The organism is Nevskia ramosa DSM 11499, assembly GCF_000420645.1.
GTDB lineage: Bacteria > Pseudomonadota > Gammaproteobacteria > Nevskiales > Nevskiaceae > Nevskia > Nevskia ramosa.
The window spans coordinates 110,851-122,815 of the sequence record NZ_ATVI01000005.1; the positions used below are offsets into that span (position 1 = coordinate 110,851).

At 64.1% G+C, this 11,965-nt stretch carries 14 protein-coding genes; 1 reads left to right on the forward strand and 13 read right to left on the reverse strand.

The window, feature by feature from the left end; all coding sequences use genetic code 11:
- Positions 1 to 53 precede the first annotated feature (53 nt).
- Complete coding sequence (locus G513_RS0101245) at positions 54 to 368, forward strand: hypothetical protein (RefSeq protein WP_022975009.1); 315 nt, start codon at positions 54 to 56, stop codon at positions 366 to 368.
- Between the two features lie 121 nt (positions 369 to 489).
- Here the strand turns inward: G513_RS0101245 and G513_RS0101250 are convergent, their stop codons facing one another.
- The 13 genes from G513_RS0101250 to bchL form a co-directional block, all read right to left on the reverse strand.
- Positions 490 to 1,284, reverse strand: coding sequence for an enoyl-CoA hydratase/isomerase family protein (locus tag G513_RS0101250; RefSeq protein WP_022975010.1), 795 nt, complete (start codon positions 1,282 to 1,284; stop codon positions 490 to 492).
- A gap of 25 nt (positions 1,285 to 1,309) precedes the next feature.
- Entirely contained in the window at positions 1,310 to 2,089 is a 780-nt protein-coding gene (locus G513_RS20745; RefSeq protein WP_022975011.1) for a tyrosine-protein phosphatase, read from the reverse strand.
- 78 nt (positions 2,090 to 2,167) lie between these two features.
- On the reverse strand, positions 2,168 to 3,247 hold the full coding sequence (locus G513_RS0101260) for a 2Fe-2S iron-sulfur cluster-binding protein (protein ID WP_022975012.1): 1,080 nt from the start codon (positions 3,245 to 3,247) through the stop codon (positions 2,168 to 2,170).
- 29 nt (positions 3,248 to 3,276) lie between these two features.
- A complete protein-coding gene (locus tag G513_RS0101265) occupies positions 3,277 to 4,413 on the reverse strand; it encodes a fatty acid desaturase (RefSeq protein WP_022975013.1) in 1,137 nt (378 codons plus the stop codon).
- A gap of 145 nt (positions 4,414 to 4,558) precedes the next feature.
- Complete coding sequence (locus tag G513_RS0101270; RefSeq protein ID WP_022975014.1) at positions 4,559 to 4,942, reverse strand: VOC family protein; 384 nt, start codon at positions 4,940 to 4,942, stop codon at positions 4,559 to 4,561.
- Positions 4,943 to 5,005: 63 nt separating this feature from the next.
- Positions 5,006 to 5,812, reverse strand: coding sequence for a putative photosynthetic complex assembly protein PuhE (gene puhE, locus G513_RS20750; RefSeq protein WP_022975015.1), 807 nt, complete (start codon positions 5,810 to 5,812; stop codon positions 5,006 to 5,008).
- A 69-nt stretch (positions 5,813 to 5,881) separates the two neighbouring features.
- Positions 5,882 to 6,949, reverse strand: a complete 1,068-nt coding sequence (gene acsF / locus G513_RS0101280) for a magnesium-protoporphyrin IX monomethyl ester (oxidative) cyclase (RefSeq protein WP_022975016.1) — start codon at positions 6,947 to 6,949, stop codon at positions 5,882 to 5,884.
- Complete coding sequence (gene puhC / locus G513_RS20755) at positions 6,946 to 7,434, reverse strand: photosynthetic complex assembly protein PuhC (RefSeq protein ID WP_022975017.1); 489 nt, start codon at positions 7,432 to 7,434, stop codon at positions 6,946 to 6,948. Before puhC ends, acsF begins: the two co-directional genes overlap by 4 nt.
- A 25-nt stretch (positions 7,435 to 7,459) precedes the next feature.
- Positions 7,460 to 8,140: a photosynthetic complex putative assembly protein PuhB gene (gene puhB / locus G513_RS20760; RefSeq protein ID WP_022975018.1), complete on the reverse strand. Its 681-nt coding sequence runs from the start codon at positions 8,138 to 8,140 to the stop codon at positions 7,460 to 7,462.
- A complete protein-coding gene (gene puhA / locus G513_RS0101295; protein WP_022975019.1) occupies positions 8,137 to 8,910 on the reverse strand; it encodes a photosynthetic reaction center subunit H in 774 nt (257 codons plus the stop codon). The genes puhB and puhA overlap by 4 nt, the downstream gene beginning before the upstream one ends.
- Positions 8,907 to 10,385, reverse strand: a complete 1,479-nt coding sequence (locus tag G513_RS20765; RefSeq protein WP_022975020.1) for a BCD family MFS transporter — start codon at positions 10,383 to 10,385, stop codon at positions 8,907 to 8,909. Before G513_RS20765 ends, puhA begins: the two co-directional genes overlap by 4 nt.
- Positions 10,382 to 11,080 (reverse strand): magnesium protoporphyrin IX methyltransferase, encoded by a 699-nt coding sequence (gene bchM / locus G513_RS0101305; protein WP_022975021.1) that lies wholly within the window; start codon positions 11,078 to 11,080, stop codon positions 10,382 to 10,384. Before bchM ends, G513_RS20765 begins: the two co-directional genes overlap by 4 nt.
- Entirely contained in the window at positions 11,080 to 11,964 is an 885-nt protein-coding gene (gene bchL, locus G513_RS0101310) for a ferredoxin:protochlorophyllide reductase (ATP-dependent) iron-sulfur ATP-binding protein (protein ID WP_022975022.1), read from the reverse strand. The genes bchM and bchL overlap by 1 nt, the downstream gene beginning before the upstream one ends.
- Position 11,965 lies beyond the last annotated feature (1 nt).

The following is an 11,965-nucleotide window of genomic DNA, read 5'->3' on the forward strand; positions in this document are numbered from 1 at the left end:
TGCGGCTGCGCGTCGGTGCCAAGGTTGCGGGATCACATTTTCGGAGTAGCGCCATGAATCATCCGAAGTCGACCCGCAGCCTTGGCGCTGCGAGCTTGCTGTTCGCCGCCGTAGGTCTTGCAGCCTGCGGCTCGATCCGCACGCAGATGAACGAGGTGGTGATCACTGCAATCCCGAACGAGACCGCCGCCTGTACCTATGCGGGTTTCGTGGCGGTCGACAGCGTCGAAGGCCTCAAGAACGTGGGCATGGACCAGTTGCGGGCGCAGGCGGTACGGCTCAAGGCCAATACCGTGCTGGTCAGTTCCTATTCGGCCTCGCGTGATGGCAAGGCTTTTGTCTGCGATCCGCCGCTGAAGCCGCGCTGAGCGCACAAATACCTGTCATTCCCGCGCAGGCGGGAATCCAGTTTTGACGTTCACACATCGCTGGCAACAGAGAACTGGATCCCCGCCTGCGCGGGGATGACGACGGATTGTCTGTCTGGCCCTACTGGCTACGGCCCTTGAACTGGGCTGGCCGCTTGGCAAGGAAGGCGCTGACGCCTTCGCGAAAGTCGGCCGTCCTGGTGTTCGCCGAGAACGCATCGCGTTCGGCTTCCAGTTGTTCGCTCAGGCTGCGGTCGTAAGTCTTCTCGACCAGCCGCTTGTAGTTGCCGTAGGCCTGCGTCGGGCCGTTGGCGAGCTTGGTTGCCAGTTCGGCCGTGCTCGCTGCCAGCGCGTCGGCGGCCACCACCTTGTAGATCAGGCCGGCTGCCAGCGCCGCTTCGGCGTCCAGGGTTTCGCTGAGAAACATCAACTGGGCAGCCTTGTTGCGGCCGAGCAGGCGCGGCAGGAAGTAGGTGCCGCCGCAGTCCGGCGAGGCACCGATACGGTCATAGGCAATCATGAAGCGGGTGCCCTGGGCAGCGATGACCAGATCGCAGGCGGTCATCAGCGACAGGCCGGCTCCGGCGACGGCACCGTGCACCGAGGCAATCACCGGCGCGTCGATGTTGCGCAGTGTTTCGACCAGCACATGCAGCGCATTGAGCAGATCGTCCGCCACCTGATCGGCGACCTCGAAATCCTTCGCGAAGCTGGCCAGATCGCCACCGGCGATGAAGGCGCGGCCGTTGCCGCGCAGCACCACACAACGCACCCGAGCGTCGTCGCGAATCTCCAGCGCGACATCGCGCAGCGCTTGGGCCAGCGGCACGTTGAGCGCGTTCATCACCTCGGGGCGATTGATGGTGATCGTCGCGATGCCGGAGGCGGCATCGAGAGACAGTTCGGCAAGGCTCATCGGAACTCCGGAAACGAAGGGGAAATCAGTGGACCAGCAGACGGCCGGCAAGGCGGCTGCGCTGGCTGTCGTCGAGGCCGATCGCCTCGGCGAGATAGATGTCGATCGAGCCGTGATCGGCCACGATCCTGGCGACTGCCGAATCAAGGTATTCGGCACGCGCGGCGATGATCGCGGCGAGCATGTCCGGCGGCGCGCTGATGCCGATCAGTTCGTGCAGCAGGGCGGCAACCTTGTGCTGCAGCGAGGCGCGGCTGGCGGCATCGTTGGAGCGCAGGTAATCGCCGAGCACGGCCTCATCCGGTACGCCGACCGCGTGTAGCAGCATCGCCACGACGAAGCCGGTGCGATCCTTGCCGGCCGTGCAGTTGACGACCAGCGGCAGCTGCTCGGTCTCTTCGTCGAGCAGCAAGGCGAACACCCGCTTGAGCACCGGCGCGCAGACCATCGGCAGGTCGCGGTACAGATGGCGCATCAGTGCCGCGGCACCTTCGGCGGTTGCGTTGTTGCGCAGCTCGCTGACCAGTTCCGGCATCAGCACGCGGATATCGGTGGCGACCGACAGATTCAGGACCCGCGGTTCGGCACCGATCGGCCAGCGATGCGGCCGCTGCAGGCGCTCGCCATCGCTACGGAGATCGCAGCAGACCTTTGGCGACAGGCTGGCGAGTTGGACGAGATCGTCGGCATCGAGCGCGTCGAGGGCATCGGACCGGTAGACGAGGCCGGCGCGGGTCTGGCGACCGTCACGGGTGGGCAAGCCGCCGATATCGCGGAAGTTCGGCGCAGTCTTGAGCAGGGTCATGATCGGAATTCTGGGGAATGGACGGCAAGTCCACGCAACATCGCCGCCAACACCCCGATCAAGCGTCTGATGCAGCCGTCAGGGAGTGCCCGACGGCACGAACTTGTCGGCATGGATTCTATCCGCTTGCACGCCCAGCTCGATCAGGCGCCGCTCAACCGCTTCGACCATGCCGAGATTGCCGCAGATGAAAGCGGCGGTATCGCGGTAGTCGATACCGAGCGCCGGTGTCAGCGCGGCCGTGACCAGACCACGCAAGCCAGCCCAACTGGAACCGGTTGGTTCGTGTGACAGGATCGGAATCACCCGCAGGCGATCACCGGCCTTGGCCTGAAGCTCGGCCAGATGGGTATCGGCAAACAGGTCCTTTTCGCTGCGCACGCCGAACACGATCGTGAAACGCGCGGTCTCCGAACGCTGCAGGCGATCGCCGACGATCGACAGGATCGGCGCCAGGCCGGTGCCGCCGGCAACGCAGAGGCCGTCACGATCGAGATCGTCGACACCCATGACGCCGAACGGACCTTCGACCCAAAACTTGATGCCACTGCGGTCCTCGGCAAACAGCCACTCCGAAAACCGGCCGCCGGGCAGGCGCTTGACCAGGAAGCCGACTTCGCCGGCCGGGCTGCCATCGGCGGCGGGCACGTCGTAATACGAATAGCTGCGCCGCGTGAACGAGCCGGATTCGGCGATCGTGCAGTACTGGCCAGCGTTGAACGCCACCGCGTCATCGAGCTTCAGGCGCAGGTCGATGACCTCGCCGGGCAACCGCTGCCAGCGCGTGACCAGCGCCGACACGGTGCGCACCGGCAACTGCGCGCCATTGCCGAGCTTCACGTCGAGCACCAGATCGGTCCGCACCTTGGCCTGGCAGGCGAGCACGAAACCGGCCTCGATCTGCTCGTTGCTCAAGGGCGACAGTGCCAGATCGACCATCGGGCTGACCCGGCCATCGACCAGCCGTGTCTTGCAGGTGCCGCAGACGCCGACCCGGCAGTTGTGCGGATAGTCGATGCCCTGGTCGACCGCTGCCTTCAGCAGCATGTCGTTCCTCTTCACCTCGAACGAGGTCTCGCCGCCATCGCGGCCACGGACGGTGATCCGGCAGTGGCCGGCCCGGGTTTCGACGGCCGGATTCTTCTCAAGCACCTGCATGGCGATTCGCGATTCCAGTCAGGGGCCGATCAGGCCGTGGCCATTGCGCCGCGTGGAGGCGCGCTCGGTGCCGGCTCGTCGTTCAGCTCGTGCCAGCCGGCGCGGGCGTTTTCGCGACGGGCGATCTCGCGTTCCTGCGGCGTCGCGCGATTCTTGTCCCAGTCCTTGAGCAGCGGCTTGATCATCATGAAGAACAGCGGCGGCACCAGCGCCAGCAGCACGCAAAGCAGGAACTGCGGCTGCTGCGGGCCGTTCGGATCTGGTTCCAGCGCGTAGAACGGCTTGTAGCTGTCGTCGTGATGACCGGCGTGGTTGGTGATTTCCAGCGCTAGGATGCGTACCAGCGGCGTGATGTGATTCCAGGTGTGGTGCTTCTCGAAACGGCCGGGCGTTGCCGAGATCAGGCCGTAGTGATTGCAGTAATTGAACACTTCCAGAAGCATGCGCGGGCCGAAGAACAGCGAGGCCGAGGCGAGCAGCAGGCCCTTGACGCCGCCAAGCGCGAACAGCGCGGCGAGGAAGATGCCGAAATAGGACGCCTTGAACACCCAGGCATTGCGCGGGTCGTACCACTTGCGACCGCGCTTGGTCCACATCATCTTTTCGAGGTGATAGCTCTCCTTCCACTGTGCCGGGAAAGTGCGGAAGAAGTGACCGTAGACGGTGTCGCCGCGGCGGGCGTAGTCCGGGTCATCCGGCGTCGCCACGCGCATGTGGTGAGTGACCACGTGGGTGATCTCGCGCCAAGGATCGAACACCAGGCATTGGCCGATGCGGCCGAGCCAGCGCAGGAACAGACCTTCGCGATGGAACAGCTCGTGTACCGGCGGCGCGCCGATCACGAAACCGATGAACAGCGTGCTGAGGAAGGCGCCGACTTCCGACGCGGTGGTCGCGAAGTGGTCGTGCCCGATCAGCCAGGCGTAGAACAGGATGTTGACGAAGCTGGCCAGCACGGTGATCGACACGATCACGTCGTAGATCCACGCATGTCTCAGATCGCGGATCGAATAGTCGGCCTTCAGGAAGGCATCGAAGAACAGCACGCCCAGCAGCAGGGCCATGCCGACCCAGGTGTAATTGCCGCCCATCCACATGCCATAGGCGTGCGCGCTGAGGATCATCGGGGACAGCAAGTACTTGAAATAATCGAGGTTCTTGGTCATGGCAGGTCTCGCAGGGCTACACGCCGGATCAGGCGACGGTGCATCTTCTGCCCTCGGCCCCGACGACGGCCCATCCCATAGTTTGGTCGGCCAGTCGGTCGGTACTCCGTTTGTCGTCCGGCAATCGTGGGACAGCCGCAGAGTTTCAGATGTCGCCGTAAGCGCCGGCAATCACGACGACGTAGCCGTTCGGGTCCTTCAGCCAGATCTCACGATGATTGGCGTTGGGATTGAGCTTGGGCGGTTCCAGGATCTCCGCCTGGTGATCGGCCGCTCTTTGAACCGCCGCATCGAAGTGATCGGTCTGAAACCAGAGCAGCACACCGTTGCCCCAGGGCTGCACTTCCTGACTACCAAGGTGCGGATGGTGATGGGCATCCCAGTGGTGGAGCTGCAGCACCATCCTGCCGTCGAAGCTGAGCTGCTCGTACTCGGCGCCGCCGTGGCTGCTTTCAAGGCCGAGTACCAACTGGTACCAGCGACTGGTGGCTGGAACGTCGTTGACGGCGATGAGGGGTTGGGGACGCATTGGCAACTTGTGAAGTGAGGCTTCGGCGGGGCTGTTGTCGGCGCCGTCAGCCTGGAGTCGGGCTCAGCGGCCAGCCCGGACGCCATCCTTGATCAGGTGCTCATTCTCCGACCCCCGAGACCGCATCCCCCAACGCCACAAGGCATCGGCCGGAATCGGCAGCACCAGAAACCAGTGCTCGAGCACGGCCAGCGACAACAGCGTCGCCAGAAAGCCGAGGGACACGGCTTCGTAGCTGCCTTCCGGAGCGATCAGCGCCAGTCTCCACAGCAAGGTGGCAACTGTGGTGGCCGCGATCACCGAGAACGGGAACAGCAGGTTCATCGGCTTGCGCATGAAGTAGGTCTGCAGATAGCGGAGGTGCTCGGGCAGGAAGGCTTCGCTCAAGTTGCGCACGCCGAGGAACACGTTGAGCTTGGCGCTGCTGCGCAGCATCCACAGGATCATGTATGTCCAGAAGCCGGTGCCGTTTTCGGCATTCAGGGTCAGTGCGCCCACAGCTGCCGCGCCTGTTGCCAAGGCCAGTTCGTGATGCAGCACGGCCTCGAAGGCGTAGCGCGCCCGCCGCCAGCCACGTGCACCGAGCGGGCAGGGCGTGCGGCGCGAGCCGGTGATGTAGCCCATCAGGAAGCTCATTTCCAGCCAGCCCCAGACCATCAGGCTGCTGCTGAAGGCAATGACCGCACCGCTGACGCTGGTATCGGCGGCACTGTGGTCGAGGCCGTAAAGCGCTGCGATCAGCACCAGCGTCGCGGCGGCGAAGCTGTACTTGTAGGTCGACCGCGGCAGGCCATCCAGATACAGGATCGCGCCGGTGGAGAACCACCAGACGAACAGCGTGTAGAGAATGGTGAAGCTGAGAGCCGTCATTTCGAGATTTCGATCTTCATGGCGGGAACCCCTCTCCCCGGCCCTCTCCCGCAAGGGGAAAGAAGCGGATTACCAGGTTGGGGAGAGACGCACGTTCTTCGGCAGTTCGTGCGAGATCACCGGGATCAGGTATAGGCGCAGGAATGTCGCCGCTGCGCTGGCGCCGTAGCCGATACGCTTGATCGCGTTCAGCACGCCACCTTCGGCACGTGCCTTGTCGTTCGCCATCGAAATCGCCAGCAGCTTTTCCAGGCAGTTGCGGAACGCCGGGTTATCGACATCGACCGTGAACGGGAATACCTGTTTGGAGATTTCCGAAGTGATGCGGAACACCGTGTAGTCGTACTCGCGCGGATCGATCTGCAGCGCGTCGTGCATTTCCGGGCGCGACTGGTCGCGCACGAACATCGTCGCGTAGACGGCGAGCACGAAGAAGCGGATCCACAGCTTGTTGTGGCCTTCGAGCAGCTTCGGATTGGCGCGCATCAGCAGCGCGAAGCTTTCGCCGTGGCGGAATTCGTCATTGCACCATTGATCGAACCAGCCAAAGATCGGATGGAATTTCAGTTCCGGATGTTTCTCGATCTGCCGGAAGATGGTGATGTAGCGGGCGTAGCCGATCTTCTCGGACAGGTAGGTCGCGTAGAAGATGAACTTGGGTCGGAAGTAGGTGTACTTCTTCGCGCGGGTCAGAAAGCCGAGGTCGACGGCGATGCCGAAATCCTTCAGCCACTGATTGATGAAGCCGGCGTGGCGCGCTTCATCGCGCGCCATGTAGCCGAACAGTTCCTTCATGTCCTCGTTGCCGACTTTCTTCTTGATCTCGTTGTACAGCACGCAGCCGGAGTATTCGGAGGTGATCGAGCTGACCATGAAATCGACGAACTCCTTGTACAGCCCTTCGGGCAGATCGGAGTAGTCGGCCATCAGGTTCGGCGGACGCTGGAAGTGGACCTTGTTGTTGTCGGCCTTGTACTCATCCATCAGCGACTGCCACTGGGCGCGGATCGGCTCGACATCGATGCGATCCATCGCCGCCATGTCGGTGGTGTAGAAGCGCGGCGTCAGCAGCGTGTCTTCCTGCGCGCGGCGGGTGGTCTCGTTCGGCAGGCGTGCTTCCATCGTGGCGGTGCTCATGGGGTGCTCCGCGAAGCATCGGTATTGGCTGCAAGCCGGTGCGGGCTTGGCGTCAGCAGATGCGCGAACACCTCGGCATTGGTGTGGCCGAAGGCACCGAGATCGACCAGGCGATGCGTGGCGGCATCGCTGATCAGCAGATGACCATCGGCGCGGCCGATCAAGGTGAACGGAATCTCGGCACCGATGCTTTCGCGTTTGCGTTCGCGCACCAGGCCGCGCAGCGTGCCGCGCAGGAAGCCGTTGCTGGCGGGCGGCACGATTTCAATCTGCGATTGGTTCGTCGCATCGATGACCGCAATGCTGCCGTCGCTGCGATCCTCGAAGCGCAGCTCGCGCGAGGCGACGGTCGGCGACTCGCCGATCAGCGAAGGCGTGGCGCCGCTGAGCCGGCTCGCGGCCGACAGCACCATGGTCAGGCCCATCAGGCCGCCGATGGCCCAGAGCATCAAGCGCGGAAAGCCGGAAGACGGAGCATTGTTCATCGTGGATAGGTCCTGATCAGTACGTTTAATGGCCTGCGGCGGGCAACATCGAACCATTCGGCATCGTTTGCGGAGCCTTGCCGGCACTGATCGGCAGCGCGCTGCCACCGGTGGCGCTGGCCAATGCCGAAGCCAGCAGTTCGGCGACTCTCTGAGGCTCTTCGATCGAGCGTAGCATCGGCTGCGTGCGGCGTAGCTGCCAGGGCCGGGCATGCGGCCACAGGTGCAGATAGGCAATGCTGCTGCCATCGTGGAACAACAGCGGAATGTCGCCCGTGCCTTCGGCGTGCAGCCGCAAACCGGCCGATTCGATGACCGCGAACGGGAAGTTGAAGCTGATCTCCAGCACTGCGCCGACCCGCATCACCACGCGACGATTGGTGATCGTGTACCAGCTGGCGCGGGCGCTGAGCCAGGCGACGAACGCGATAAGGCCGAGGCCGGTGATCGCCAGCGGTGCCAGCCAGAGCATTGCGATCAGCACGTCGGCGATGCCGGCGCCACTACTGGCCACGGCAACGCCGCGCGAGCCGATCAGGATCGCGAAATACAGTGCGATCGTGCGGCCGTGGAAGGCGCGCCGGAACAGCGAGGTCCAGCGCGGGCCGCCCTGCCAGAGCACTCTTTCGCCTTCCGGCAGCTTGCCCGGCAGCTCGCGCACGCCGGTGAAGTTGAAATCATCATGCTTGGCATCGTGGTCGCTCACAGCAGCGGCCCCAGGCGATCCGGCGTGGCGTACAAGGTGCCGGCGCCGTAGTAGGCGGAGATGACGTCTTCTTCGAGCAGGGTGATCTGCTGCGCCTGCTTGGTGCGCGGCACTTCAGCGAAGTGCTGGCCGAGGATCGAGGCGACCTTGATCGCGCCGCTGCCTTGCACGCGCGCGAAGTTGGCGGGCAGCAATACATGGGCGCCGCCGGCAACCTCGATCTCGTAATAGCGGAACAGCCGCTCGGAGCGATCGACCCAGATGTCGACGCAGGTGCCGCCGGCCTTGCCATCGGCGCCGAACACGGTCTTGCCGCGCGGGTCCGGATCGCCCTTGGCAACGCCGTAAGCTGCGTCGGCACTCAGCGGCACGATCTTCGGCGTGCCGTCGATCTGCAGGTCCGGATGATCGTCGCGACTGGCCCAGGCACCGGGGCCGACGCCGGCCAGCAGCGGGTTGCCGATCGGCACCAGCGGCGAGTCCGGATTGCGGTCCAGACGCCGTGCCTTGAGCACTTCCGCCGGGCCGGCTTTCCATTCGGCCGGCACCGTCTTGGTCCCGCCGTGCGGCAGCAGATAGGTCTTCGGCTGCGGTCGCCCGCCCAGGCCTTCCTGCAGCTTGTTCGGCGAACGATCGGCTGTTTCCAGCGGATAGCCTTCGCGCTGGTTCTCGCGATGCAGATAGATGATCAGGGCAGCAAAGAAGCCCCAGAACAAGTAGAGAACAACCTGGGCGATGTCGAGGCTCGCCGTGATGGCACCGTGGTTCATTGTGCTACCTCCTCCCGTAAATTCATGGACTGCAGGTTGGGCCAGGCGACGTCCTTGGCGTTATCGCCGGAGTCGTCGTGCTGATCGAATGCGTTGCGTACTAAAGGACCGATCGCGACCAGGGTGGCGAACAGCAGGCCCAGTTCCAGGTGATAGACCACCGTGTAGCCGGTGGCCGGGCCGACCAGCGCGCTACCGAGCGCACCTGATGCTGCGAGGCTGGCGATACCATCCCGCAGCAAGCCGCTGATGGCGATCGCGCCACCCGCTGCCGTCGCCTGTACCGCGCCCCAGACACCGAGTGCCAAGCCGATCTGTGCCTTTGGCGCCATGCTCATCGCGGCGGTCAGAGTGCAGTGGCCGAACAGGCCGCTGCCGACGCCGATCATCGCCACGCTCAAGGCGAACAGCCCGGCCGATTGCATTGGCGCGCACAGGATCACGCCGGAAAATGCGGCGATGCCGACCACGGCGCCGTAAGCCGCCATTCGGTAGGGATCGACGCCGCGTACCAGCGCGCGGGCGGCGATGACGAAGCCGGCAAGGCCGCCGAATGCCAGTGCGGCAGTCAAGGCGGTGGTCGAGGCAACAGGCAGCTTGAGCACTTCGCCGCCGAAGGGTTCCAGCAGGATGTCCTGCATCGAGAACGCCACGGTGCCGAGACCGAGCGCGACCAGGCGCCGCTTGGCATGGCCGCGATGGCTGAAGGTTTCCCAGGATTCGCGGAAGGACGGCGTTGGCAGTTCATGCGCAGTACGCAACGGGTCTCGCGCTTCCTGCTTCCAGAGTGCCGCGATGTTCAGCGCCATGGTGACGATCGCCGAGCCCTGGATCACCTGGATCAACCTCAGCTGGCTGAAGTCGCGCAGCAGCAGGCCGTAGATCACCGCGCTCACGGCCATGCCGACCAGCAGCATCGAGCACATCAGCGCCACGACTCGCGGCTGCGATTCCACCGGCGCGAGATCGGTGGCGAGGGCCAGGCCGACGGTCTGCGTCGTATGCAGGCCGGCGCCGACCAGCAGGAAGGCGAGCGCAGCACCCACTTGGCCCACGATCGGCGGCTGCAGCGAATCGCCGGACAGCAGGATCAGCGCGAACGGCATGATCGCCAGGCCGCCAAACTGCAGCATCGAGCCGAACCAGATGTACGGTACTCGCCGCCAGCCGAGAAAGGACTTGTGGGTATCGGACTTGAAGCCGACCAGTGCCCGGAACGGCGCGAACACCAGTGGTGCCGACACCATCGCGCCGACCAGCCAGGCCGGCACGTGCAGCTCGACAATCATCACCCGGTTCAAGGTGCCGATCAGCAGCGCCAGCGCCATGCCCACCGAAACCTGGAACAGCGACAGCCGCAGCAGCCGCTTCAGCGGCAGTTCGGCGGTGGCGGCATCGGCGAACGGCAGGAAGCGGGTCGATACCCGGGTCCAGGTCGATGCGAAGGTCAGATTGGCTGGCACGGGCTTTTTCATGCGCGTTTCAGTTCGAAGGCCTGGGACTTGTAGAAGCCGCTGGTGACCAGCTGCGTCCGGGTGTTGGTCCAGTCGCCCGCTTCGAAACGATCCTCCAGCAGATCGCACAGCGTCGTTGCCGTCACCGGCACGATCGCGGGTGCCCGGTCGCCACGCGGAAACAGCAGGCCGACGTTGTGCATCACGGTCAGCAGGGGCGTCTTCGGCGCGAAGGTGATGACGATGCTCTGCCGCGTCCGCGCCATCAGCTTGGCAACCGTATCGGCGATATCGGCTGGCTGGTAATGAATCAGCGAATCCATTGCGACGACGTGATCGAAGCTGCCCAGCTCGGGATTCAGCATGTCGCCAACATGGAATTCGATCGAGCCTTTCAGATCGCTCGGTGCCCGTTCGCGCGCGACATTGACCAGGTTGCCGGCGATGTCGATGGCGATGACATCGGCACCGCGCCGGGCGGCTTCGATCGCCAGTGCGCCGGTGCCGCAACCGGCATCGAGGATGCGGCGGCCACTGAGATCCTCCGGCAGCCAGCTCAGCAAGGTGGCGCGCATTTCATCGCGACCGGCACGCACGGTTTCGCGGATGCGGCTGACCTTGGCGGTCGACGTCAGACGCGCCCAGGTTTCCGCCGCGGTGCGATCGAAATAGGTTTCGAGCTGGCTGCGCCGCGCTGCGTAGGAGGCGCTGCCCATCACTCGAACCCCAGTAGATCGAAGATCTCGCGATCCTTCAGCGGCGAGGTCAATTGAGGCTTGGTGCCCATCCACAGATTGCCGGCCAGACGCATATATTCGTCCTGCACGGCTTTCAGCTCTGGCGAATCTTCCATCTCGAACAGCGTCGATTTCTTCAGGCGGCTGCGGCGGATGACATCGAGATCCGGGAAGCGGGCGAGGGTGTCGAGGCCGATCGCGGCGTTGTACTTGTCGATCTGATCGGTTTCGCGCGAGCGGTTGGCGATCACACCACCGAGGCGCACGTTGTAGTTCTTCGATTTCGAGGCGATCGCGGCAACGATGCGATTCATCGCGAAGATCGAATCGAAGTCATTGGCGGCGACGATCAGTGCCCGATCGGCATGCTGCAAGGGCGCTGCGAAACCGCCGCAGACGACATCGCCGAGCACATCGAAGATCACCACGTCGGTATCTTCCAGCAGGTGATGTTCCTTCAGCAGCTTCACCGTCTGGCCGACGACGTAGCCACCACAGCCAGTGCCGGCTGGCGGACCACCGGCTTCGACGCACATCACGCCGTTATAGCCTTCGTAGACGAAGTCTTCCGGCCGCAGTTCCTCGCCGTGGAAGTCGACCGACTCCAGCACGTCGATGACCGTCGGCACCAGGCGCTTGGTCAGGGTGAACGTGGAGTCGTGCTTGGGATCGCAGCCGATCTGCAGGACTCTCTTTCCGAGCTTGGAAAACGCGACGGAAAGATTCGACGAGGTCGTGCTCTTGCCGATGCCGCCCTTGCCGTAAACCGCGAAGACCTTCGCATTGCCGATCTTCTGCGATTCATCCAGATGTACCTGCAGGCTGCCAGCGCCATCCGGTGGCGGGACCATCTTGCGAACCATT